Source organism: Rhizobium sp. BK316, assembly GCF_014193695.1.
Classification (GTDB): domain Bacteria; phylum Pseudomonadota; class Alphaproteobacteria; order Rhizobiales; family Rhizobiaceae; genus Rhizobium.
In genome coordinates this window covers 722,580-747,587 of sequence record NZ_JACHZR010000003.1, presented here as the reverse complement: position 1 = coordinate 747,587, position 25,008 = coordinate 722,580, and the positions used below count along the sequence as shown (strand labels likewise).

Here is a 25,008-nt window from a genome sequence, read left to right as displayed (position 1 = left end):
CGCCGCAAATCTCCAGGCTGCCTCCACGCCTGTCAAATCACCAAGCCGCGAGATGAGGAATTCCAACAAAAATGTACAGCGATTTTGCATCCGCAATTGCGAGAAAACCGATCGTCGATCTGTCTTCCATTACCTCCCGCGTAATTGATAGGCTGCACCGCTTTCGCCGATGATCGCCCTGCCTGAACATGACAGGCAACCAAAAGGAGATGATCCGATGAACGATGCCCCGACAAACGACGCAACCACCAACGCCGAGCGCTACCTCGCCATCTGGAACGAGACGGACGCCGCCCGCCGCCGCGCTCTCATTGCCGAGAGCTGGGCGGATTCCGCAACCTATCTCGATCCGCTGATGCGCGGCGAAGGCCATGAGCAGATCAACTCGCTGGTCGAGGCCGTGCAGAGCCGCTTCCCCGGCTTTCGCTTCGAACTGATCGGCACCGCCGACGGCTATGGCGATGTCCTGCGCTTCTCCTGGGGTCTCGGGCCTGCAAATGGCGAAGCGCAGATCAAGGGCACGGATTTTGCCGAACTCGAAGGCGGCAAGCTGAAATTCGTCTGCGGCTTCATCGACCAACTGCCGGAAGCCGCCTGATGACGCCGACCGCCCGCTCTCTCGGAGATCACCTGCGCGAATGGCGCCAGCGCCGCCGCATGAGCCAACTGGACCTGGCGCTGGAAGCCGATATCTCCCAACGGCACTTGAGCTTTATCGAGAGCGGGCGCTCGACCCCGAGCCGCGAGATGCTGCTGCATCTGGCCGAACGGCTCGGCGTGCCCTTGCGAGACCGGAACCCGCTGCTGCTGGCGGCGGGTTTCGCCCCGGTCTTTGCCGAACGCGCGCTCGACGATCCGGCCTTCGAGCCGGCGCGGCGCGCCATCGACATGGTGCTGAAAGGCCACGAGCCCTTCCCCGCCATCGCCATCGATCGCCACTGGACGCTGGTTGCGGCCAATGCCGCCATCGCACCGCTGCTGCAGGCCATTGCCGATCCATTCTTGCTGGAACCGCCGGTCAACGTACTGCGCCTCAGCTTGCATCCGCAGGGCCTTGCGCCTGTCATCGCCAATCTTGCCGAATGGCGCGCCCACCTTCTCGACCGCGTGCGCCAGCAGATATCGGTCTCCGGCGATCCCGTCATGGAAAAGCTTCTGAAGGAACTGCTCTCCTATCCCGCACCCGAAGCTGCCGGCGAGAGCCATGCCGACCTTGCCGGCATCGCCGTACCGCTAAAACTCGCGACGAAAGCAGGCCTGCTCTCCTTCATCTCGACAACGACCGTCTTCGGCACGCCTGTCGATATAACCCTGTCGGAACTGGCGATCGAAACGCTCTTCCCGGCCGATGAGGAAACGGCCGCGATCCTGCGCGGCCATCTCGCGAACTAGAGCAATTCCAGCAAAAGTGTGCAGCGGTTTTGCGTCCGGAATTGCGTAAAAAAGAGATCGAGGATCAGAATTCCACGCCCGGCTGCCCCTTGATGCCGGAGCGGAAAGGATGCTTGATCAGCTCCATCTCGGTCACGAGATCGGCGATCTCGATCAACTCGTCCTTGGCATTGCGGCCCGTCAGCACGACATGCGTCATATAGGGCTTCTCGTTCCTAAGAAATTCCACCACCTCGTTGATATCGAGATAGTCGTAGCGCAGCGCGATATTGATCTCGTCGAGCAGCACCATGGAATTGCGCTCGTCGCGGATCAGCTCCTTGGCCTTTTCCCAGGCCGCACGGGCAGCCGCCACGTCGCGCGCCCGGTCCTGCGTTTCCCAGGTAAAGCCCTCGCCCATCGTATGGAACTGGCAGACATCGGAGAAATGCTTCTCGATCAGGTCGCGCTCGCCCGTCCACATCGCGCCCTTGATGAACTGCACGACGGCAGACGGCTTGCCATGGGCGATATGGCGGAAGATCATGCCGAAGGCGGCTGACGACTTGCCCTTGCCCTTGCCGGTGTGGACGATGATCAGGCCCTTCTCATCCGTCTTGGTCGCCATGATCTTGTCACGGGCGGCCTTCTTCTTCGCCATCTTCTCGGCGTGACGGGCATCGTCCTTTTCGGCTGGTACGACTGGCTCTTCGCTCATGGCTGTCTGCCTGCTCTTTTCCTGGTTTCGTTGACTTCACTGAGGTCGAATTGGGCGGAGTTGCTGCGCGGCGTCCAGAGCTTGCGCTCGATCGCCTCCGCCAGCCGCTCTTTCATCTCGGAAAGGGCGGCCGGGTTCTTCTCGGCCATGAAATCGCGCACCTTGGGGTCGGCGACGAAGGCCTGATAGACGGCCTCGAAATGATGGTTGCCGACCGCTCCCGTCGTCGCTGCAAAGGCAAAGAGATAATCGACCGTCGCTGATATCTCGAAGGCGCCCTTGTAGCCGTGGCGCATGACGCCCTCGATCCATTTCGGATTGACGACGCGCCCGCGCACCACCCGCCCGATCTCTTCTTCTAACGAACGGATCACGGGCTTTTCCGGCCGAGAATGGTCGTTGTGGTAGATCGCCGGCCGCGCACCGCCCAGCGCTTCGGCCGCCGCCGCCATGCCGCCTTCGAACTGGTAATAATCGTCGCTGTCGAGCAGGTCATGCTCGCGATTGTCCTGGTTCTGCACCACAGCCTGGATGGACCGCAGTCGTTCTTCGAAAAGCCCGCGTTCGGCCTGCCCTTCTTCGCCCGCGCCATAGGCATAGCCGCCCCAGACGAGATAGGCTTCGGCAAGATCCGCCCGCCGCTCCCAGCCCTTCTCGTCGATCAGCGCCTGCAGACCGGCGCCATAGGCGCCGGGCTTGGAACCGAAGATACGATAGCCGGCCCGCTTTGCCGCCGCCTTCTCATCGAGCCCGGCCGCCGCCAGCCGCGCCGCCTCGCCGCGCATGCGCCCGGCTATCGGATTGTCGGCCGCATCCTCATCCAATCCGCCGACAGCGCGGATCGCCTTGTCGAACAGCGCGATCTGCTCCGGAAAAGCATCTCGGAAAAAGCCTGAAATCCGCAGCGTCACATCCACCCGCGGCCGCCGCAGCATGGCCGGCGGAATGACCTCGTAGCCGGTGACCCGCCGCGAGGCCATGTCCCACACCGGCTTGACGCCGATCAGCGCCAGCGCCTGGGCGATATCGTCGCCCCCGGTGCGCATATTCGACGTGCCCCAGGCCGTCAGCCCAAAGGAGACGGGCCATTCGCCATGATCCTGAACATAGCGGCGGATCAGCAGTTCGGCGGATTTCTTGCCGAGCTCATAGGCCGCCGGCGTCGGCACCGCGCGACTGTCGACGGAGTAGAAATTCCGCCCCGTCGGCAGGACATCAGGCCGGCCACGCGTCGGCGCGCCGGATGGACCGGGCGGGACGAAACGGCCGTCGAGGCCACGAAGCAGACTGGCGATTTCGGCCGGGCCGCAGGCGATGATGGAAGGTTTAAGGCGGGCTTCGATTTCGTCGAGGACGGCTCTGGTTTGGGACCAGAGGTGTGGGCAGGTGATTTCACCGGAGACAAGCTTGGCGGCGAGCAGTTCGATGCGCTCGACGGTGTCGCCATTGGTGCGCCAGGGGGCGTCGGTGACATCGGCGAGGATTGGCGGGCGCGAGCCTGTCCAGGGAGCGGCCATATCGCAATCGAGGGGGTCGAAAGAAGACCCCTCCCCAACCCCTCCCCACAAGGGGGAGGGACTTGCCGCCGCGCTTGCGGCAACCTCAGCAGCCGTATGCGAAATTGAAACGGTGCACCCAGCTAGTCCCTCCCCCTTGTGGGGAGGGGTTGGGGAGGGGTTTTTCAACGCATCCCCAGCAATCGCCCGCTGCAAACTCGCATCCCCACCCTCACCCAGCCCACGCGGCACCCGCGCCAACGCCACGGTGAGATCCGTCAGCAACCGCCCTTCCGGCGACACCCCAAACACATGCAACCCGTCACGGATCTGCATTTCCTTGAGATCGCAGAGATAGGCATCAAGCTTCTTCAACGCCTCGCCTTCACTCTCCCCCCTGGCGATCCCCGCATCCCGATCCAGCCCGATATCGGCAACAAGCTCGAGGATCTGCCGCGACAGCAACCGGATCCGCCTGGGATCGCCACCCGAAGCCTCATAATATTCATCGACCAGAGCCTCCAGATCCTTGAGCGGCCCATAGCTTTCGGCCCGCGTCAGCGGCGGCGTCAGATGGTCGATGATCACAGCGCCGGTGCGGCGCTTGGCCTGCGTGCCCTCGCCGGGATCGTTGACGATGAAGGGATAAAGATGCGGCAACGGTCCGAGGATCGCTTCGGGATAACAGGTTTCCGACAGCGCCAGCGCCTTGCCCGGCAGCCATTCCAGATTGCCATGCTTGCCCATGTGAATGACGGCATCGGCGCCGAACTCTTCACGCAGGAAAGCATAAAAGGCGAAATAACCGTGCGGCGGCACGAGATCGGGTGAGTGATAGCTTTCCTTCGGATCGATATGATAGCCCCGCGCCGGCTGGATCCCGATCAACAACCCGCCGAACCGGGCAAAGGGCAGCGCGAAGCCACCCTCTCGCAGATAAGGATCGGCCTCGGGATCGCCCCATCGGCCCGTCACCTCATCCTGAATCTGAACGGGAAGAGACGAGAAGAAGCTCGTGTATCGACTCAAGGAAAGCGTCTCGCGCACCACCCTGCCGTCAAAGCCGGAATTGGTCGGCCCCGCCATCAAATGCCGCATCAACGCATCACCATCAGCGGGAATATCGGCGACAGGATAGCCGGCCGCCTCCATCGCCCGCATCACCTCGATGGTGCCAGCCGGCGTATCAAGACCGACGCCATTACCAAGTCGCCCGTCACGGTTCGGATAATTCGCCATGACGAGCGCGATACGCCGCTCCGCCGCATGCCTCTGCCGCAGCCGCGCCCAGTTGGCGGCAAGGGCGGCCACATATCTCGTGCGCCCGGCATCAGGCTCGCTGGAAACGATATTGGCCTCGACCGCGGCATCATAGCGGGCGGCCGCCTTGAAGGAGACGGCGCGCGACAGCACGCGGCCATCCACCTCCGGCAGTGCAACATTCATGCCGAGATCGCGGGCCGACAGTCCCTGCGACGAGCCGGCCCAGACCTCCCGCGACGAAGCGGAGAAGATCGCCTGCAGCACGATGGCGTCATTGGCCTCCAGTACCGTCGGCTCACGATCGGCGCCGGGGGCGGAGACGGCAAAGCCGGTGGTGTTGATGACGACGTCGGGCTTGAGGTCCACGAAGATACTTTCGAGGATGCCTTTGGAGACCGGGTCCTTGAGGCTGTAGGCGAAGACCGGCAGCGGACGCAGGCCTTGCGCCTGCAGAGCCTCGATCAAGGCTTCGACGGGGCGGGTTTCGCCGCTCTGCACGAGTGCGCGGTAGAAGGCGATGGCGACAGTCGGGCGGGCGGTTGCACCCTCGGCCGTCGAGTGTGCAATACCCCCCTCTGCCCTGCCGGGCATCTCCCCCACAAGGGGGGAGATCGGCAAGAGGCGAGACCTCCGCCCGACATCCGTTGTTTGGGGAGACCCGTCCCACGAGTCGATCTCCCCCCTTGTGGGGGAGATGTCCGGCAGGACAGAGGGGGGTGCCTCCGCAGGAACACTGGTAACTAACCCCTTCCACTCCTCAACGCCAACCAGCCCCCGCCCCGGCCACCAGATCCCCGCCTTCATCAGCGGCGCAGCCGGCGCCGGCTTCTCCGCTCCCGAGAGCATCGCCGCCGCATAGGCAAGAAAGCCCCGCGTGTTAGCGTCTCCACCCTCGATCAGATAGCCCCACAGCGCATTGAGATCTTCAAGCGCCACATTCGAAAACGGCGTCAGCCCGGCATCCGGCTTGGAATCCCCCGGCAACACCGCAATCAGCGCACCACTGCGCGCCGCCACCGCATGCAGCGCCTCCAGCGCATAGTGAAAATAGCTCGCCCCACCCAGCGCCCGCACGATGATCAGCTTCGCATGCCGCGCCGTGCGTTCAACGTAAGTATCGACCGACATCGGATGCTTCAGGCTCATCAGGCTCGCAAGCCGCAGCGAATGGCCGGCCGCCCCGCCGGCATGAGCCGCGGCAATTGCCGCAAGCTCGGTGTCGGCAGCCGACAGGAACAGGATATCGCCCGGCGACTGGCCGAGGTCGATTGCCTCGTCCCCGTCGCTGATCGTTCCCTGCTGGGCCAGAAGCAGATGCATTTTATATCCTCAGACGAGCGCTTCGATCGCCTTGCGTACCGCGTCCTGATCCATCTCGTGAAGGCCGATGACGACGAGGCGCGTGCTGCGCGTTTCACCCGATGCCCAGGCGCGGTCGAAATACTGGTCGATACGGGCACCCACGGCCTGCAGCTGCAGGCGCATCGGCTTGCCGGAGACGTCGATGAAGCCCTTGAGGCGCAGCACGTCATGCTCGGCAATGATGCCCTTCAGCTTCTCGACGAAACCGGCCGTATCCGAGATCGCGCCAAGCTCGACGACGAAACTGTCGAATTCGTCGTGGTCATGCGGCGTGCCATCCTCATGCTCCAGTTCGTGATGGGACTTGCGGTTGACGACGTCGTCTTCCGTGCCGATGCCGAGGCCGAGCAGCACGCTTGCCGGCACGTCGCCATTCCTGGCCTCGATCATCACCGGCTTGCGGACAATGCGCGAGGCAACTTCGCTCTTCACGCGGCCGAGCCCGTCGCTGTCGATCAGGTCGGTCTTGTTCAGCACGATCAGGTCGGCGCAGGTCAGTTGATCCTCGAACAGTTCCTCGATCGGGCTTTCATGGTCGAGCGATTCATCCTCGACGCGGCGCGCATCGACGGCATCGTGGTCATCGGCAAAACGACCGGCGGCGACGGCTGCGCTGTCGACCACGGTAATGACGCCATCGACGGTGACTTCGCTGCGAATATCCGGCCAGTTGAAGGCGGCCACCAGTGGCTGCGGCAGCGCGAGGCCCGAGGTTTCGATAACGATATGGTCCGGGCGCTGCTCACGCTCCAGAAGCTTGGTCATGGTCGGAATGAAATCGTCGGCGACCGTGCAGCAGATGCAGCCATTGGTGAGCTCGATGATGTCGTCCTCGGTGCAGTTTTCCGCCCCGCATCCCTTCAGTACGTCACCATCGACGCCGAGATCGCCGAACTCGTTGATGATGAGCGCGATCTTCTTGCCGCCGGCATTGGCGAGCAGGTTGCGGATCATGGTCGTCTTGCCGGCACCAAGGAAGCCGGTGATGACGGTTGCGGGAATTTTCTGCTGCATGGAACTAACCCTTCATTTTCAGCGGCAGTCCGGCCGCGATGAAATAGACGTCGTCGGCATTTGCCGCGATCATCTGGTGCAACCGGCCGGCATGGTCGCGAAACTCGCGCGCCATGCGGTTCTCAGGCACGATGCCGAGGCCGACTTCATTGGAAACGATGACGAGCCGCGCCTTCGCCCGCGGCAGGAAGGCGGCGAGCGCTGCGGACTGGGCAGCGATATCGCGCCCGTCCATCATCAGGTTGGTGAGCCAGAGCGTCAGGCAGTCGACCAGGATCGCCCTGCCCTCGCCATCGATGGCCGCAAGGCGCTCCGTAAGATCGAGCGGCTCCTCGTGCGTGGTCCAGGAGGGACCGCGATCGGCCTTGTGCTGGTCGATGCGCGCCTGCATCTCGTCGTCCCAGGCGCGGCCGGTGGCGATGTAGTGCCGGTCGAGGCCGCCGGACGTGACAAGGTTTTCGGCGAAACGGGATTTGCCGGAGCGGGCGCCGCCGAGGATGAAGGTGGCGGTCATGACAACACCGCCTGCGGAGGATGGGCGCGGCCCCCTCTGCTTCCCTCATTCCTGTGCTTGTCACAGGAATCCAGCCACGGCGCGTCTGCGCCGTGAATGAATCCATGCCAATGTGAAATGAGTCTAGCGTGCCCAAGGACTTGGGCACGCTGGATTCCTGTGACAAGCACAGGAATGAGGGAGGAGAGGAAAGCACGCGCCGGCTGACGTCCAATGACAGGCACCAAGGCTCCATCATTTCGAGCTCCCGGCCAGCGATCTCTTATACGCACTGCCAGAGGCAGCGCTGATTCACATTCTTCAGCCAAAACAACCTCCGTGCTGGCAGCGGGCAAAACACCCAGTTGGGCACTATGCCCGGCACGGACGGCAGGTCTCCTGGCTCGCAGTTGTCGGCGGCGATAGGGGCAACCGTTTCCGGTCGCCCCTGATCGTGCCAGCGGATCTGCCTCGCCTTCCCGGCTGCATCTCGTGAAAAGGCGGACGATTCGTAGAAAGAGAGGCGTCCTGCCCCGGCTGATCACGATGCATTTCCAGTGGCTTTTCCGGCACCTGTTCCACCTTGCCCGCCCGCAGGATGCGGGCCGTCGGCGCGGCGGTCGAAATGCCGGACGGAAGACCCTGACTGCTCTACAGTCGCGGGGTCGGCTGTGATGAAGGCCCCCGGTTTGGGTCCGCCTCGTCACATTCCCTTTTCATCCGGAAGGCGTCGGGCCGATCCGGAACCATCCATTATGTGGTTTCATGGTTAGGCGCGCGCAACCCCCATGTCAATTGCCGCGCACTGTGCCAGAGAGGTTCATCTCTACTTACACTACCAAGATTATCGTGTTTATTCAAAAACTTATGTCATAGAAACTTTACTGCCCGGCCGGTATTTAGCCGCAATTGGCAGGCATGCGGTGCCGCCTGCCACCCTTGACCGCCGCTCCTGTCGCCTAGTTCTCCTATGATGCTCTCCCGAATGGATATCCGCCGCTTCCGGCCCTTCACAACCATATTCGATTTGGGACGTCTGCGCGCCCTCGCCAGACAAAGTGAAATAGGCCTGGTCTTTGCCGGCGCGCTGGTCGGCATCGCTGCGGGGCTGGCGGTCAGCGCCATGAGTTTCGTGTCCGAGGCAATGCATCGGTTGATCTTCGGCATCGAAACCGAAACCCGGCTCAGCGCTTCGCAGATCGACAACCAGTTCCTGCTGATGACGGCGCCTTTCGCCGGCGGCATCCTGCTCGGCTTGTTGTTCTTCATCCTCGCCAAGTGGCGCAAGAAGCCGTTGGTCGACCCGATCGAGGCCAATGCGCTGCATGGCGGCCGCCTGTCGTTGACCGACAGCATCCTTGTCGCCGTCCAGAACGTCGTCTCCAACGGCTTCGGCGCCTCCGTGGGGCTGGAAGCCGGCTACACGCAGCTTGCCGCCGGCATCGCCTCGAAGTTCGGACTGAAGCTGCAGCTTCGCCGAGCGGACCTTCGCATCCTCGTCGGTTGCGGCGCCGCCGGTGCCATCGCGGCCGCCTTCAATGCGCCGCTGACCGGCGCCTTCTACGCCTTCGAGCTCATCATCGGCACATACGCCATCGTCTCGCTGACACCGGTCGTCGTTGCAGCCCTCGTCGCCACACTGGTTGCCCGCCTGCTTGCCGGCAGCGATTTCATCATCGATGTCGGCAGTTTCGGCGCTGTCCAGCCGGCCGATTACGTGCCGGCGATCGCACTCGGCGCCTTCTGCGCCGGCATCGGCATCCTGCTCATGCAGGGCGTCGCCTTCGTCGAGGAACTGGCGCGAAAGAGTTCCGTCCCGCTGCCCTTTCGCCCGGCGCTCGGCGGCATCGTCGTCGGCCTGCTGGCGCTGGTCTCGCCGCAGATTCTGGCCGCCGGACATGGCGCACTGCATCTGAACCTCGCCAACGAAGTGGCGATCCCCGCCCTTATCAGCCTGTTTTTGCTGAAATCGGTCGCTTCGGCCGTCTCGATCGGCTCCGGCTTCAGGGGCGGCCTGTTCTTTGCCTCGCTCTTCATGGGTGCCCTGCTCGGCAAGCTCTTTGCCTATTCCGCCCCCTATTTTGCCGATGCGACGCTGACCCCCGTCATCTATGCCGTGGTCGGCATGAGTTCGCTTGCCGTCGCCGTCATCGGCGGACCGCTGACCATGACCTTCCTGGCGCTGGAGATCACCGGCGACTTTCCGATCACCGCCCTGGTACTCGCCGCCGTCATCACCTCCTCGCTCGTGGTGCGCACCACCTTCGGCTACTCCTTCGCCACATGGCGCTTTCACCTGCGCGGCGAGAGCATCCGCAGCGCCCATGACGTCGGCTGGATCCGCAACCTGACCGTCGACAAGCTGATGCGATCAGACGTGAAGACCGCAAGACTTGGAATAACGATGGACGCGTTCAAGGAGGCCTTCCCGATCGGCTCGACGCAGCGCGTCATTCTCGTCGAAGACGGCGACAAATATGCCGGTCTCGTGCTCGTGCCGGAAATCTACGCAAACCCCACCAGCGCGCAGGACGAAGCCCAGAATCTCGCCGATTTCATCCGCTACAAGAACGATTTCCTGCAGCCGCAGATGAACGCCAAGCAGGCCGCCGCGATCTTCGACAAGACCGAAAGCGAAGCGCTCGCCGTCGTCAACAACCTCATCGAGCGCAAGGTGATCGGCCAGCTCAGCGAAAGCCACACACTGCGCCGCTACAGCGAAGAACTCGACCGCCGCCGCCGCGAAGTTTCAGGCGAGATTTGAGACATCTGCCGCAGGAATGAAGGAGGGATCTCCCCTCACATCCTGACCGTCATGCCGCCGTCGACGGTCAGGATGTGGCCGTTGACGAAGGAAGCGGCGCCGCTTGCGAGAAACAGCGCCGCGCCGGCGATCTCATCCGGGCGGCCCCAGCGCTGGACCGGGATGCGCTGGCGCACAAAGGGCATCAATTCCTCGTTCGCAGCCATTGCCGCGTTCGTCTCGGTAGCGAACCAGCCGGGCGCAATCGCGTTGCTGGTGATGCCGTGCGGGCCGAATTCGACCGCCATGCCGCGCATCAGGCCGGTGAGGCCCTGCTTGGCCGCCGGATAGACACAGTCACCGGGCATGACGACATGGCCGCTGATCGAAGTCACCGCGATCAGGCGGCCGTGATTATGCCGCTTCATCCGCACGGCAGCATCCCGCGAAAGCGTCATCGCCGCGGCCAGATCGGTGCGCAACAGTTCGATGATGGCATCGTCGTCGAATTCGGCCAGCGGCCGCCTGTCGCGGGCGCCGACATTGTTGATCAGAATATCGAGACGGCCATGGATCTTTTCGATGTCGGCCATGAGCGCACGCTGAGCCTCTCGGTCGACGATATCGAACGCGGCCGCCTCCGCCGTGCCACCGGCGCCGCGAATGGCCCTTACGGCACCGTCCAGCGTCGCCGCCGTGCGCCCGGTAACGACGATATGCGCGCCGGCCTCGGCCAGTGCGCGTGCCATCTCGAAACCCAGGCCACGGCCGCCGCCGGTCACGAGCGCCACCTGGCCCGCCAGTGAAAATCTATCCAGTATGCTCATGGTTTCATCGCTCTCGACCGGGTGCGTCGGAGCAATAATTAATGGACTGAGTCAACTAATTTGGCAATAGCAGAACGACTCCGATGAACACAGGCCACATCCGCCTAGCCGAGCAGCCCTGCAAGCCAGCGCGGATCGAGATGTTGCTCCAGGCCGCTTGCGACCTCGTCAAGCGCCCGGTCGACACTCTGGCGGTAGTTGCCGCCTTCGCCCGAAAGGCCAAAGCTTTGAAGCAGCCGGGCGCGGTAGGCGTCGCTGCCGAAGAGGCCGTGCAGATAGGTACCCATGATCCGGCCGTCGGCCGAAAGCGCCCCATCCGGTACACCGTCGACGATCGCCGAAGGCCTGATGCAATCCGGCCCGCGGGTCATGCCGAGATGGATCTGGTAGCCGGCAAGCGGCACGTCATATTCGGTCGAGCGGGCCGCACTGTTGCGCACGGTCTTTTCCGGCGCCATCTCGGTCTCGACGTCGAGAAGCGAAAGCCCCGGCATCTCCGCCCTCCCGCCTTCGATACCGAGCGGATCGTGTACCATGCGGCCGAGCATCTGGTAGCCGCCGCAGATGCCGATCACCCGGCCGCCCCGCCTCACATGAGCGGCAAGGTCACGGTCCCATCCCTGCGCCCTGAGATCGCTGAGATCCGATATGGTCGATTTCGAGCCAGGCAGGATGATGAGCCCAGCATCATCAGGCAGCCGCTCGCCTGATCGCACGAAGACGAGCTCGACGTCAGGCTCGGCCCGCAGCGGATCGAGATCGTCGAAATTGGCAATGCGCGGCAACACCGGCACGGCAATCTTCAGCGCCCCTCGCTCGCCCTTGGCCAGCCGCTCCAGCACGACGGAATCTTCCGCCGGCAGCCGCCCCGCCGCCTTCAGCCAGGGTACGACGCCGAAACAGGGCCAGCCGGTGAACTTGCCGATCGACGTGATCCCGTCGTCGAACAGGCTCGCATCCCCACGGAACTTGTTGATGATATAGCCCGAAATCATCCTGCGATCCTCTTCGGCAAGGATCGCATGGGTGCCGACGAGCGAGGCGATGACCCCGCCGCGGTCGATATCGCCGACGAGAACGACAGGCACATTTGCCCGTGTCGCAAAGCCCATATTGGCGATATCACCGGCCCTGAGATTGATTTCTGCCGGCGAACCCGCCCCCTCGACCACGACGAGATCGGCACCTTCCGACACCTTGGCGAAACTCTCCAGCACGGAAGAGATGAGCTGCGGCTTCAGCCGCTGATAGTCGCGCCCCTTGGCCTGTCCGAACACCCTGCCCTGCACGATGATCTGGCTGCCGTTCTCGGACTGCGGCTTCAGGAGCACCGGGTTCATATGCACTGATGATGGCGTGCGGGCGGCAAGCGACTGCAGCCATTGCGCCCGGCCGATCTCGCCGCCGTCGTCGGAAACCGCCGCATTGTTCGACATGTTCTGTGGCTTGAACGGCCGCACCGTCAGCCCGCGATTGGCCGCCAGCCGGCAAAGCCCGGCCACCAGCACCGTCTTGCCGACATCCGAGCCGGTTCCCTGCAGCATGATGGCTCTGGTCATTAGGGTCTATCCGTGAAGCGTTTCCCGCAGGCCTACAATGAGCGTTGTCGGCGGGTCAACAAGAACCCAGAAATGCGAAAACCGCGATCAGGCCATCAGCCCAACGCGGTTTGCCATAAAACGCTGACGCCTTCACCATTACGCGATGAAGCTCGCTTTCTCCGGGACGCTCTACCTGATCCGGAGAAGCAGCGGTTGTCCCCCGCCGCGTCACAACTGATAACGGCACATTCTTACCGGATGGTTATTGAAAGCGCGCCTTGAAGCGAATTTCGACCTTTTTTGCACTTTTTCTAATTTTTCTCGTGTGAAACCGTTTTCAGCTCTTTCCGCAGGGGCACATTTGCCTCCACCGCGCGCAAGGTCGCACCATCATGAGCGCCGGCATAAATTCTTCGAATTCAATTATTTAGTGGCTAATGGAAGACAGAAAAGAGAGTTGATTTCTTGCCGCAAATCCGTAGGCTTGTTCATCATCAGCCATCGATAGAAATGGCCAGCGACGAGCCGCCGGAAAACCAGACGAACGGCGCCGCAGACAGGAAGGCCCACCGAGCATATTCCGGCCGGGCGATGGGCACCTGAAGCGGCGGAGAGATTTGTCGGCTAATTGCCCCGGTGCATGCACGTTCGATCACATAGAAAATTTCGGGGGACTTATAATGAAGACATTTTTCACGTCGTTCATCCTTGCCGTCTGTCTGTATGCGGGAATTGCGCAAGCCGCCGGATGCGGCAAAGTCTCGATTGCCGAGATGAGGTGGGGTTCCGCCGGCATCGCCGCGAGCTTCGACAAATTCATCCTCGAGAAAGGCTACGGCTGCTCCGTCTCGATTGTCCATGGCGATACGCTGCCGACCTTCGCCTCCATGAATGGCAGGGGCACGCCCGATATCGCCTCGGAATTCTGGACAAAGGCCGTCCAGCCGCAGCTCGATACCGCCATCAAAGAGGGCCGGCTGGTGAAGGGCGCCGAAATTCTTGCCGACGGCGCGATCGAAGGCTGGTACATCCCCAAATTCATCGCCGATGCAAACCCGGATATCGGCTCCGTACGGGATGCGCTGAAGCACCCGGAACTCTTTCCCGATATCGACGCCCCCTCGCACGCCGCCGTCCACAATTGCCCGGAATCCTGGGCCTGCAAGATCTCGACCGGCAATCTCTTCAAGGCGCTCGATGCCGACAAGCTCGGCTTTGCACTGGTCGACAGCCGGACCCCTGAAGATTTCGACGATTCGATTGCCCGCGCCTTCGACAACAAGGTCGGCTGGCTCGGCTATTACTGGTCGCCGACATCGGTCATCGGCAAGTATGACATGAAGCTTCTGGATTTCGGCGTGCCGCACGATCAGGCCGAATGGGACGCCTGCACCTCGGTTCGCGGCTGCGCCAAGCCCAAGGTGAACGCCTATCCAGTGTCGCAGGCCTTCACGCTGATGACTCGGTCCTTTGCCGACCGCGCCGGCCCCGTCATGACCTATCTGAAGGCGCGCAGCTGGGATAACGAGACCATCAGCCAGATCCTCGCCTGGCAGGATGAAAACGGCGAGGACAACGAAAATGCAGCCCTCTATTTTCTGCAGAATTATGAGGAACTCTGGAGCCGCTGGGTTCCGGCCGATGTAGCCGAGAAGGTCAAGGCCAGTCTATAAACCTTCCGATAACAAGGACTGGACGATTCGTTATGACTGGCACGGTGCCCTTCCCCGATCGCGATACCGTCGCGGAAAAACTCGCGGCGCTCTCGGAAACCGACAAATCCTATCTGTCGCTGCTGATGGAAAATCCGGTGCAGGACGACAACCTGCTCGCGGGCCTCTATCGGCACCTCGATCTCGCCTCCGCCTCGCGCCTTCTCAATTCGCTGAAGCTTGAAACCCTCGGCAAGTGGATCGGCGGAGCTGCGCCCGACCGGCTGCAGATCAGGCTCATGGAGGCGGCGCGTTCCAGCCAGCACCCGGCCTATGCCGCATTCCGGACCGGGCTGACCCGATCCGGCGGTCTGGAAAAAGCCTATCCGGCTTCGAAAATCTGAAAGCAATTATCTCTTCGCTGCGCGATCGACACTGCGGCCGGCATCCTGTGTGGCATTGACGGCATTTGCCGTATCCCTGCCCATGCCACGGATCGTGTTGGCGCAGGAAGAAAGCGCAAGAAGGATCATCAAGGCGGATGCGATTTTACCCGTGGTCGTCATGTGCGAAATCCTTTTATGAAATCAACCCCGAACGGCTGATGCCGTCCGGGCGGGATAACGCGTTCGTGAGCGAAAAGTTCACCGGCTAACCGAATTCAGGCAGCAGCAGCTTTCGATCTTTCGGCGAAGGATGCACGGATGCTGTCCGCGACCGTTTCGATCGGCCCCGTCATCTGCGATGCCGTCAAAAGCTGGATATCGAAAGACCCCAGCTCCGGTAGCCCTTCCTGGATGCCGAGGATCGCCATGTCATCGCTGACATAGGAGAGCGGCAGCGGCGCAATGGCGAGATCGGAGACCACGGCGGCGCGCTGCGCCATCGTGTGGGCGCTGAGATAGGCGACGCGATACGGCCGCTTGTTGCGCTCGAGCTGGGTGATCGCTTCCTGCCGCCAGATGCAGCCGTCTTCCCAGATCGAGATCGGCAACGGATCGCGCCGATGCGCCGAACCGCACTTGGCGCCGGCCCAGACGAGCCGTTCGCGATAAACGACTTCGCCATTGGTCGGGAAAGGCCGCGTGGCGCAGTTGATGAGCGCGAGATCGAGGCGCTGCTCCTCCATCCGCTTTTTCAGGCCGATGCTCATGTCGATCGTCACATCGACCATGATGCCCGGATAGGTCTGTGCAAAGCTTTTGAGGACCTGCGGCAGCAGCCGCTCGCCGATATCCTCGGGCGCGCCGAGCCGCACCACGCCGCTGAGCTCGGGCATGATGAAGCGCGATACCGCCTCGTTGGAAAGCGCCAGGATGTTGCGTGCATAGGACAGCAGCATTTCGCCGTGCTGGGTCAGCGTCACCGAGCGCGCATCGCGGCGAAACAGCATCACGCCCAGCTGCTCTTCGAGCTTTTTGATCTGCATGGAAACGGCCGACGGCGTGCGAAACACGGTCTCGGCCGCAGTCGAAAAATTACCGGTCTCTGCAATAGCGACGAAGGTGCGCAGCACGTCATTGTCGAGCAGAGGAATGGGACGGCGAAACGGGATGGTCATCGTCACATCTTTCAATTTTTCTGAACGACGAAGGTTATCATTCCATTTGATTGAAAGTCAATCTGACCTCTATTTTTCTGGGGCGATCCCTATCGAGCCTATTTGAGTTCAGCCCTCGGTGCCGAAACGGCTGGTCTTGAAGCTGGTTCCAGCCGCACCTGAGGCAACCGTCCTGCCCTCGCCGCCCCCCTTCGGATAGGTGTTGCCGATCATGGCAGGCGCCGTGAGTTCAACTGACGTTTCCGGTGACCGTACCGCCCAGGCAATCAGCGCTCGTGCGGACATCTCGCCGACGCCGCCCGAGACATGCTCCGACGCGGAGACCGGCAACACCGCGATCTGCTCGGCCGTCGGTGCGGGATGGGTCAGCCGGTCGGCGATATCTGATGTATTGGCCGGCTTGCGACCGACGACGAAGCGCGTGAAATCAGCCGGGGCCGGCTGGACGGATGCCAGAACCGGCGCAACCGCGGGCACAGGTGCGGGTGTCTCGCTTTCCACGGCCTCGATTTCAACAGGCCGCAGCACCGGCAGCGGAACGGTCAGTGAGGCAAGATCGGCAAAGGCCCGGTCGGCAACCGCCTTGTCCTCCGGCTTGGCAAGCTGCGGCGCCAGTCCGATCTCGGCCCGCTTCTGCGGCGTCGGCAGCATGGCGGTGACAAGGCTTCCGGTCACGACGGGATCAGGTGCCTTCACAGGTGCTGCGCGTGCCGTCAGCAGGGCCGGTGCCGCTGCCTTTGGCGTTACGGGCGCATCGTCATCCTCATCCTCACTTGCGGCAATCTCTATCGGCGCGGAGCGGATGCCCTTCTTGCGCTCGGCAAGCGCTACCTGATAGCCCGGCAGCGGACGTCCGTCCGCCGGCAGGTGGATGGTACGTCCGTCAGGGAACAGCCGCGCCAGCTCCTGGCGCGACATGCGCGGCCAGGCGCGCACATTGCCGACATCGAGATGCACGAAAGGCGAACCCGATGTCGGATAATAGCCGACGCCGCCGACCTGCATCTGCATGGCAAGCGCGCGCAGCGTCGCAAGCTTGACGCCCGGAATATAGAAATCCATCGCCTTGCCGAGCATGTGCTGGCTGCGCTTGGCGACACCTGTATTCCGCGAACGGTTGCGCAGCATGTTGTTGGTTGCCGGCGAGCGATAGGCGGAGACGACGTGGATCGTCTCCTTCGCCCCGCTCTTGCGATAGACTTCCCAGACGAGGTCGAGCAGCCGCGGGTCCATCTTCGCCGGCTCGTTACGGCGCCAATCGCGCAGAAAACGGTTGATCTGGTTGAGGCCGCGCTGGTCGTATTTGCCGTTGCGCTTGAACACGATCGTCGCCCGCTCGCCCGTATGCGTGAAGTAGAGTTTCAGCGCCCTGTCTTCGGCCGCCGCCTCGCCCGATCCGGCAATGACCGCAAAGAAGAAGGCCGCAGCAATCGCCATGCGATGGGCAACAACAGACAAAAGCCACGCAGAGGCGGTCGTCGGGATGGCGGCGATGGCTTGATGAAGGGACACAGGCTTCGTCCTTGGCGCGAGACACGAAAACATCACAGGCACGGCACACGTGCGCGGCGTTAAGCCTTCATTATGGTCAACAGATCCTTAAGAGGGGGTTTATGAGCTACGGACTTATGAGGCGCTGTTTCAAGGAGATGCCGTCTTGCGGTTCTCCAGTTGCGCTGGCAGCGAGAAGTTCGCCATAATTATCTTGCTTGAGCAGCCATGATCTTCGACGGGAACCCTCGCAAAGCGAGACGAGATCGCATAGTTTCGACGGATCATTATCATCGAAACAGGCCTAAGTTTGTATACCGAAATAGCCATCGTCATCCTCCTCACCATTCTCAACGGCGTCCTGGCGATGTCGGAGCTCGCAATCGTCTCCGCCCGCCCGGCACGCCTCAGGGTTATGGCAGACCAGGGAAGCAGGGGAGCGCGACTGGCGCTGCGCCTCGCCGAGGATCCCGGCCGTTTCCTGTCGACGGTTCAGATCGGCATCACCCTCGTCGGCGTGCTGTCAGGTGCCTTCTCGGGTGCGACGCTCGGCGCGCGGTTCTCCGCCTGGCTTCTGGCGCAGGGGCTTCCCAATGCCTGGGCGGACGGGCTTGGCGTCGGTACGGTCGTCGTGGCGATCACCTATCTCTCCCTCATCATCGGCGAGCTGGTGCCCAAGCAGATGGCCCTTCGCGCGCCGGAAGCAGTCGCCGCCAGGGTCGCTCCGACAATGACCTACCTGTCGAAGGCGGCACTGCCGCTCGTCTGGCTGCTCGACGGCTCGGGCAAGCTCGTTCTCGCGCTGCTCGGCCAGTCCGGAAAGAACGCCGATGGCGTCACCGACGAGGAGATCAAGACGGTACTCGCCGAAGCCCAGAGCGCCGGCGTGATCGAAAGCGGCGAATCCGCCATGATCACCGGCGTCATGCGCCTTGCCGACAGAACGGCGCGCGCGCTGATGACGCCGCGGCGCGATGTCGAGCTTGTCGATATCGAGGATTCGGCCGAGGAGATCCGCAAGACCATCCAGTCGACCGCGCGAACGCGACTGCCGGCCCGCAAGGGCAGCTCCGACGAGGTTCTCGGCGTTCTCGCCGTCAAGGATTATTACGATGCCCTTGCGGCCAGCCGGACGGTCGACATCATGACGCTGGTCCACGATGTTCCGATCATCTCGGACCTCGCTCCCGCCTCATCGGTGATCGAATCCATCCGCAAGTCGTCGCAGCATATGGTCCTGGTTTTTGACGAATACGGCCACTTCGAGGGTGTGATCACGTCAGGCGACATCCTCGAATCGATCATGGGCGTTTTCGGCAACGCGGCCTCCGGCGAGGAACCGGCGATCAAGCGACGCGAGGATGGATCCTATCTGGTTTCCGGATGGACGCCGATCGACGAGTTTTCGGAATTCATGAACTTCCCCGTTGATGAAGACGTCGAATACCAGACCGTCGCCGGTCTCGTTCTGGAAGAACTGAAGCACCTGCCCGAGCTCGGGGAAACCTTCGTCAAGAACGACTGGAAATTCGAGGTGATCGACCTCGACGGGCGGCGCGTCGACAAACTGCTCGTCAGTGCGCTGACGAAAGACGAGGCACGGGCGGAGAACTGATCGGCGCGATCAGGGCCGGGATGCGGCCGGCTTGGCAGCCTTGCCCCTACTCGCGGTCCGACGTGCCATTCTCAGGCTTGCGCCCCATATCTTTCGTTCTGAGCAGCAATCAGGGCCGAACAACAATCAGGGAATATCCATGTCCGCCACCACCCACGACGCAGACCGGCCCCATGCAGGCCAGCAAAAGTTTGCGGCCCTGCTGCTCGGGGCGATCGGCGTAGTCTATGGAGATATCGGGACGAGCCCGCTCTATGCCTTCCGCGAAGCGCTGCGACCCTTCGTCCATGACGGCGTCACCCCAAACGAGGTCATCGGGCTGATCTCGTTGATGATCTGGACGCTGACGATCATCGTCACGTTCAAATACGTGCTGTTTCTGCTGAGGGCAGACAACGAGGGCGAAGGCGGAACCCTTTCCCTGCTGGCCCTCCTCATGAAAAAGACCAGCCGGCATGCGACCGTCTTTTTCTTCGCAGGCATCATTGGTGCCGCGCTTTTCATCGGCGACGCCATGATCACCCCTGCCTTATCGGTGCTGTCGGCGCTCGAAGGGCTGAAGCTCGTAACCCCGGTCTTCACCCCCTATGTCCTGCCGATCGCCGTCGCGATCATGCTGCTGCTGTTTTTCGTCCAGTCGGTCGGCACCGCGTCCGTGTCGAAGCTCTTCGGCCCGATAACGCTGCTGTGGTTTCTCGTGATGGGGTTTGGCGGACTTGTCCATATCGCCGACGATCCCGCGATCTTCGCAGCACTCAATCCGCTCTACGCCTTCGACTTCATCACGCATGCCGGTCTTGTCGGCCTCGTTGTCCTCGGCGCCGTCTTCCTCACCGTGACGGGCGCGGAGGCGCTTTATGCCGACCTGGGCCATTTCGGCAGGAAACCGATCCAGGCGGCTTGGTTCGTCGTGGTCTTCCCGTCGCTTGCGCTGAACTATCTCGGCCAGGGCGGGCTGGTGCTTGCCAACCCGCAGGCTGCGTCCGATCCGTTCTTCCTGATGTTTCCGGAATGGGCGATCCTTCCTGTGGTCATTCTCGCCACGGCAGCCACCATCATCGCCAGCCAGGCGGTCATCACCGGGGCGTTCTCGCTTGCCCGCCAGGCGATCCATCTCGGCTTCCTTCCGCGGCTGGAGATCTGCTTCACCTCTGCCTCCAACACCGGCCAGATCTATGTCCCGGCGGTGAATATGGCACTGCTGTTTGGTGTACTTACCCTGATCTTCGCATTCGGCTCCTCCGAGGCCCTTGCCACCGCCTATGGAATTTCGGTCACGGGTGCGATGGTCGTCACGACGATCCTGTCCTTCCAGTTTCTCCGCGTCGTCTGGGGATGGAACGTGGCCACGGCACTGGCGGCACTCCTGCCGCTCCTTATGCTTGAAAGCATCTTCCTGGGCGCGAACCTCCTGAAGATCCACGATGGCGGCTATGTCCCGATCCTGATTGCCGGCGCGCTGATGGTGATGATGTGGACCTGGAAGAAGGGAACCCTGCTGGTGCGCGAGAAATCCGCAAGGAGCGACATACCCCTGATGCAATTCCTTGCGTCGATCGAACGAAAGTCGGATCATGCTCCCGCCCAGGTCCTCGGAACTGCGATCTTCCTGACCAGCCTTCCCGACATGACACCCGGCGTGCTCCTGCACAATCTGAAGCACAATCGCGTTCTCCATGCGCGTAACGTCATCCTCAACGTGAAGACCGCGCCGCGCCCCTATGTGCCGGAAACGGAGCGGGTGACAATCGAAAGGCTGTCGGAGCGCTTCATCAAGATCCAGCTCCTGTTCGGCTTCATGGAAGATCAGGACGTCTCCAAGGCCCTGCCGCTCTGCCGCAAGGCGGGCTTCGACTTCGAGATCATGTCGACCTCGTTCTACCTCGGCAGGCGCAAGCTCGTCGGCGATCCGAACACCGGCCTTCCGGCCTGGCAGGACCGGCTCTTCATCGCCATGGCCGGCTTCGCCATCGACCCCTCGGACTATTTCCAGCTTCCCAGCAACCGCGTGGTGGAACTCGGAGAGCAGATGGTGATTTGAGGGCTCTACAGCGGCGTCAGATCGTTAGCGCTGCGAATAAACTCCAAAAGTTCACTGATTCTCAGTTTGAGATCTAGGATGGAAAGATCAGCTTTGCCTTCGCACACGGCCTTGGCAACCCTTACTTTGTCCACATCCTTTTGAAGCATGTCTTCTGCAGACGAACCTCCTTTCCCCCTGGCTTTTGGTGCCTTGCGCCAGAAGTAAAGTGCGTGATCGAATTGGCCGCTACCGTCGGCTTTATCGTAGACATCGCCGTATACACCGGCAACGGCACGTTGAAGTGCTTGGTGATCGATGTAGTTTTCGATCTCCCTGCCTTTTGTTATCCAGCAAAACCCCTTCCCCTTGCTGATTTCGCTCTGGAGGCGGACCTTCGTTGCGTTGACGCTATTTTTCGCGCTACCTTTATCGCTGTCCATTATCAGTGCGAGATTTTGATTGAGCGAACGAAGTGCGATGAACTCGTTTATTTCGTCGGCCTCAGCGCTTAGGTGACTCAAGAGGCGCCCACCGTAGAACATAATTGAGTAGTGTATACCCTCAATCAACTTCTGTTCGTCCTTCCCCACCGCGGCTTTGATCCAGTGATTGAGGTATATGCGGTCAGAAGGGCCTTCAACCCAGATTACAGCATTAGACTGAACAATGTCCGATGCCTTGTACCCCAAGTCGATGCAGATCTCATGTCGTTGGCTTCTCAGAATACTTTCCGAGATTCTCGTTTGATCTCCGTCATTTGCGACATGAAAAATAGCGGCACCCGGAGTGTCGATAAAGCTCGCGGAGTGAGTGGCGACGAAGTACTGATTCTTTGTATACTCCCCCAAATACTTCATAAGTTTTCTCTGCAGTATGGGGTGAAGATGTATCTCCGGCTCTTCCATGCAAATTATTTGATTGTCAAATAATGTGCAGAACGACGCAATCATCACCACCTCATGTATACCGGTACCTAAGGACGAAAGAGGGAGAACCTTGTTATCCATGTGCACTAAAATGTGCTGACGATTATGAGGCACCTCGATGGTCGCGTCTTTCCTGTCCGTAACGCTCCGCAGGAATAAGTTGATTTTGTCGAATAGTAGTCGGTCCGCACGTTTATCGTGGTCTGGGCTCTGAACTTCAGCCAATCTATCAATCAGTCCCTGGCCGCTAAGGTCAATAAGCTCGACACCAGTTTGGCCGATTTGACGTTTTGCAGGGATTATTCGCGTGTTGGGCAGCTCAAGCGTCTGCGCAGCAAGAAGGCTTTTAATCGTTTCGGGCACCCAATTTTGGGAAATGCTTCCGCCGCTCTGACCGGTCAACGCCGTCCAAAGATTGTACCATTCCTGCGATGTGAGAACATCCGGGTTTACGGGTTTACCCGCCGCTAACGACGCACCGGCTTGATTTGCACTCGGCCTCAGCCAAACTACGTCGTTATCCGCAAAACTCGTCGCAACCTTCGTGAAGCTTGGCCAGAATTGTGCAGGAAGTTGGGTATGCAGCTTGCGGACAGCATCCATAAAAACATCTATGGGAAGACCGACGGCTGCCTCAATCGAGCCGGTCTTAGCGCCTCGGAACCGTTCGATAGGTGTCGTCGCACTGCCCTCAATTTCATTATCACCTCGATATGGCAGGTACTTGGAGATGAAGTTAAGGACCGTGGACTTTCCAGCGTTATTCGTTCCAATGAAAAAGTTGAAATCGCGAAAGTCCCTCAGCTTTTGCGCCTCGCTACCAATACCTCGATAAAACTTGAGCGATAGTGCATGCAAAAAGACCGTCATATTGTTTCCTTTAAAGATTGTATGCCTACCTCGGCAAAGGCCACCGAGCCAGCCTTACCCTTTAAAGTCGAAGAAGAGATAAACGCCACACGCACCTTTCTCCGTCTATCTTTCAATTTCTCTGAACCTAAAGCCCAGTTCATTTCATTTGTTTGAACTGCCCTGAGTACCTATATTTTAGTTGTAACGATGAGGCTGAAGAAAAGGAGGCCGGTCATGTTGCAGACAGTAGGCTTCAATATCCTCCAGGCTTTTTTCGCCTTCCGCGCACGCATGTTTCGGGTGGCGGCACGTGAGCATATCAGGCAGGAAATGAAGCATTATCCGTCGCATCTCGCGGCCGATATCGGCGCACTGCCCGCTCTCGATGAGCAGCAGCGATAGTTCAAAATCGCTTATGGTACTTATAAAATCTATTCGTTTGAATGATGGGTGCCGTAAGCGCATATTTCATCTCGAGGATACGGTAATCCCGTGTCCCGCAAGGAAAGGAAACGGCAATGACCTCGATGACCTACAGAGATGGCGGCAAGGGTCTGTCATCCTACGGCAGACATTCTTCGCTTGGTTCCTATGCCGACAGGCTCGTGCGTGCATGGCGCCGCTGGCAGACGGAACGCCAGATCGAATCCATGCCCCTCGACATCCGCAAGGATATCGGCTGGCCGAGCGCCGATGAGAGCGGCAAAGACCGCACCCATTAAGAACAGGGCTCGTGAATGCAACCATATGCAATGAATGCGACATACCTCCCAAGCTAAAGGCGGTGCCTGCCCCATGCAGCACCGCCTTTTTCATATCCGTCGCCTGCCTTTTCCCCAGTGAATTTCACAGCACTACCGGCCCGCAGCGACGCCTTTTGCTCCGCTCGCGCCGCAAATTGTGGCCAATGTCGCAGATTTGCTCTTCCTAGCCGCATTTATCCATGCCAGTGTCGCTTTTGGAACATCGGAACGACGCATTCCACGCGACCAATATGCAGTCGCCCTCGAGCATGGATTTTCCAATGAACAAGATGCAGCTCAAGAAACGTTCCGTAGTCTTCTTCATGGTTCCTCAGTTCACCATGCTGCCCTTTTCGGCGGCGGTGGATACCCTGCGTATCGCAAACCGCATGCTCGGCTATCAGGCCTATACATGGCGCCTGAGTTCCGTCGACGGCGAAAAGGTCTATTCCTCCTGCGGCATCGGCGTGGAGGCCAATTCGTCGCTTGCCGAAGAGCGCCGCCATCTGGGCGGCGAAAACCGGCCCGGGATGGTGCTCGTCTGTTCCGGCATCGATGTCGAGACCTTCAACAACAAGTCCGTCAATGCCTGGCTGCGGGAATCCTACAATCGCGGCGTCGCCGTCGGTTCGCTCTGTACGGGCGCGCATGTGCTTGCCCAGGCGGGTCTCCTGAACGGCAAGCGCTGCGCGATCCACTGGGAAAACCTGCCGGGCTTCTCCGAGGCCTTCCCGCAGGTCGAGGTCTATGCCGATCTCTATGAGGTCGACAACAATCTCTATACCTGCGCCGGCGGCACGGCCTCGCTCGACATGATGCTGAACCTCGTTGGCGAGGATTTCGGCGAAAGCCTCGTCAACCGCATCTGCGAGCAGCACCTGACCGATCGCGTGCGCAACCCGCACGACCGCCAGCGGCTGCCGCTGCGTGCCCGCCTCGGCGTGCAGAACGCCAAGGTCCTGTCGATCATCGAGCTGATGGAAGGCAATCTCGCCGAGCCGCTGTCACTGCTGGAGATCGCCGAAGGCGCCGGCCTGTCGCGCCGCCAGATCGAGCGCCTCTTCCGCCAGGAAATGGGCCGGTCGCCAGCCCGCTACTACCTGGAAATCCGCCTCGACCGCGCCCGTCACCTGCTGGTCCAGTCCTCCATGCCGGTCGTCGAAGTGGCCGTCGCCTGCGGCTTCGTCTCCGCCTCGCACTTCTCCAAGTGTTATCGCGAACTCTACCAGCGCTCGCCGCAGCAGGAGCGCGCCGATCGCAAGATGACCATGGCGACAGCCCGTCAGCAGGCGGTGGCGGCCTGAGGCTGGCATACAG

The 25,008-nt window shown here is 61.1% G+C and carries 20 protein-coding genes and 1 riboswitch; of the genes, 10 read left to right on the top strand and 10 right to left on the bottom strand.

Features of this window, described 5'->3' with window-relative positions; genetic code table 11:
* Positions 1-217: 217 nt before the first annotated feature.
* Both FHT87_RS17725 and FHT87_RS17720 read left to right on the top strand, forming a co-directional pair.
* Complete coding sequence (locus tag FHT87_RS17725) at positions 218-598, top strand: nuclear transport factor 2 family protein (RefSeq protein ID WP_246699616.1); 381 nt, start codon at positions 218-220, stop codon at positions 596-598.
* On the top strand, positions 598-1,392 hold the full coding sequence (locus FHT87_RS17720; protein WP_183803612.1) for a helix-turn-helix transcriptional regulator: 795 nt from the start codon (positions 598-600) through the stop codon (positions 1,390-1,392). The genes FHT87_RS17725 and FHT87_RS17720 overlap by 1 nt, the downstream gene beginning before the upstream one ends.
* Before the next feature lie 64 nt (positions 1,393-1,456).
* Here FHT87_RS17720 and cobO read toward each other — a convergent pair whose 3' ends face one another.
* The 4 genes from cobO to cobU are packed head-to-tail and all read right to left on the bottom strand — an operon-like array spanning position 1,457 to position 7,738.
* Positions 1,457-2,089 (bottom strand): cob(I)yrinic acid a,c-diamide adenosyltransferase, encoded by a 633-nt coding sequence (gene cobO, locus FHT87_RS17715; RefSeq protein ID WP_183803609.1) that lies wholly within the window; start codon positions 2,087-2,089, stop codon positions 1,457-1,459.
* Complete coding sequence (gene cobN / locus FHT87_RS17710; RefSeq protein WP_183803606.1) at positions 2,086-6,168, bottom strand: cobaltochelatase subunit CobN; 4,083 nt, start codon at positions 6,166-6,168, stop codon at positions 2,086-2,088. The genes cobO and cobN overlap by 4 nt, the downstream gene beginning before the upstream one ends.
* A gap of 9 nt (positions 6,169-6,177) precedes the next feature.
* A complete protein-coding gene (gene cobW, locus FHT87_RS17705) occupies positions 6,178-7,224 on the bottom strand; it encodes a cobalamin biosynthesis protein CobW (RefSeq protein ID WP_183803603.1) in 1,047 nt (348 codons plus the stop codon).
* 4 nt (positions 7,225-7,228) lie between these two features.
* The gene (gene cobU / locus FHT87_RS17700; protein WP_183803599.1) at positions 7,229-7,738 is read right to left on the bottom strand and encodes a bifunctional adenosylcobinamide kinase/adenosylcobinamide-phosphate guanylyltransferase; all 510 of its coding nucleotides are present in this window, start codon (positions 7,736-7,738) and stop codon (positions 7,229-7,231) included.
* Between the two features lie 350 nt (positions 7,739-8,088).
* Positions 8,089-8,483, bottom strand: a riboswitch (cobalamin riboswitch).
* Positions 8,484-8,690: 207 nt separating this feature from the next.
* Between cobU and FHT87_RS17695 the strand changes: the two genes are divergently transcribed.
* The gene (locus FHT87_RS17695) at positions 8,691-10,481 is read left to right on the top strand and encodes a chloride channel protein (RefSeq protein ID WP_183804021.1); all 1,791 of its coding nucleotides are present in this window, start codon (positions 8,691-8,693) and stop codon (positions 10,479-10,481) included.
* A 35-nt stretch (positions 10,482-10,516) separates the two neighbouring features.
* Here the strand turns inward: FHT87_RS17695 and FHT87_RS17690 are convergent, their stop codons facing one another.
* Positions 10,517-11,287 (bottom strand): SDR family oxidoreductase, encoded by a 771-nt coding sequence (locus tag FHT87_RS17690; RefSeq protein ID WP_183803597.1) that lies wholly within the window; start codon positions 11,285-11,287, stop codon positions 10,517-10,519.
* A 104-nt stretch (positions 11,288-11,391) separates the two neighbouring features.
* Positions 11,392-12,846 (bottom strand): cobyric acid synthase, encoded by a 1,455-nt coding sequence (locus tag FHT87_RS17685; protein ID WP_183803594.1) that lies wholly within the window; start codon positions 12,844-12,846, stop codon positions 11,392-11,394.
* Positions 12,847-13,508: 662 nt separating this feature from the next.
* Between FHT87_RS17685 and FHT87_RS17680 the strand changes: the two genes are divergently transcribed.
* Together FHT87_RS17680 and FHT87_RS17675 are read left to right on the top strand one after the other, a co-directional pair.
* A complete protein-coding gene (locus tag FHT87_RS17680) occupies positions 13,509-14,501 on the top strand; it encodes a glycine betaine ABC transporter substrate-binding protein (RefSeq protein WP_183803591.1) in 993 nt (330 codons plus the stop codon).
* Positions 14,502-14,533: 32 nt separating this feature from the next.
* Positions 14,534-14,884: a hypothetical protein gene (locus tag FHT87_RS17675; protein ID WP_183736084.1), complete on the top strand. Its 351-nt coding sequence runs from the start codon at positions 14,534-14,536 to the stop codon at positions 14,882-14,884.
* 6 nt (positions 14,885-14,890) lie between these two features.
* On the opposite strand, the gene FHT87_RS17670 is transcribed toward FHT87_RS17675, so the two are convergent.
* The 3 genes from FHT87_RS17670 to FHT87_RS17660 form a co-directional block, all read right to left on the bottom strand.
* A complete protein-coding gene (locus FHT87_RS17670) occupies positions 14,891-15,046 on the bottom strand; it encodes an entericidin A/B family lipoprotein (RefSeq protein WP_112569658.1) in 156 nt (51 codons plus the stop codon).
* A 95-nt stretch (positions 15,047-15,141) separates the two neighbouring features.
* On the bottom strand, positions 15,142-16,041 hold the full coding sequence (locus tag FHT87_RS17665; protein ID WP_183803588.1) for a LysR family transcriptional regulator: 900 nt from the start codon (positions 16,039-16,041) through the stop codon (positions 15,142-15,144).
* 108 nt (positions 16,042-16,149) lie between these two features.
* A complete protein-coding gene (locus tag FHT87_RS17660) occupies positions 16,150-17,553 on the bottom strand; it encodes a DUF882 domain-containing protein (protein WP_183803585.1) in 1,404 nt (467 codons plus the stop codon).
* Positions 17,554-17,842: 289 nt separating this feature from the next.
* Here FHT87_RS17660 and FHT87_RS17655 point away from each other — a divergent pair, with 289 nt between their 5' ends.
* Both FHT87_RS17655 and FHT87_RS17650 read left to right on the top strand, forming a co-directional pair.
* Positions 17,843-19,147 carry a hemolysin family protein gene (locus FHT87_RS17655; RefSeq protein ID WP_183803582.1) on the top strand — a complete coding sequence of 435 codons (1,305 nt, stop codon included), beginning with the start codon at positions 17,843-17,845 and terminating at the stop codon, positions 19,145-19,147.
* 139 nt (positions 19,148-19,286) lie between these two features.
* Positions 19,287-21,188, top strand: a complete 1,902-nt coding sequence (locus FHT87_RS17650) for a potassium transporter Kup (RefSeq protein ID WP_183803579.1) — start codon at positions 19,287-19,289, stop codon at positions 21,186-21,188.
* 5 nt (positions 21,189-21,193) lie between these two features.
* On the opposite strand, the gene FHT87_RS17645 is transcribed toward FHT87_RS17650, so the two are convergent.
* Positions 21,194-22,966 (bottom strand): AAA family ATPase, encoded by a 1,773-nt coding sequence (locus FHT87_RS17645; protein WP_183736079.1) that lies wholly within the window; start codon positions 22,964-22,966, stop codon positions 21,194-21,196.
* 216 nt (positions 22,967-23,182) lie between these two features.
* Here FHT87_RS17645 and FHT87_RS17640 point away from each other — a divergent pair, with 216 nt between their 5' ends.
* From FHT87_RS17640 to FHT87_RS17630, 3 genes are all read left to right on the top strand, one after another.
* Positions 23,183-23,350 carry a hypothetical protein gene (locus tag FHT87_RS17640; RefSeq protein WP_183736078.1) on the top strand — a complete coding sequence of 56 codons (168 nt, stop codon included), beginning with the start codon at positions 23,183-23,185 and terminating at the stop codon, positions 23,348-23,350.
* A gap of 116 nt (positions 23,351-23,466) precedes the next feature.
* Complete coding sequence (locus FHT87_RS17635) at positions 23,467-23,670, top strand: hypothetical protein (protein ID WP_183736077.1); 204 nt, start codon at positions 23,467-23,469, stop codon at positions 23,668-23,670.
* Positions 23,671-23,972: 302 nt separating this feature from the next.
* Positions 23,973-24,995 (top strand): GlxA family transcriptional regulator, encoded by a 1,023-nt coding sequence (locus tag FHT87_RS17630; protein ID WP_183736076.1) that lies wholly within the window; start codon positions 23,973-23,975, stop codon positions 24,993-24,995.
* The last annotated feature ends 13 nt before the right edge of the window (positions 24,996-25,008 follow it).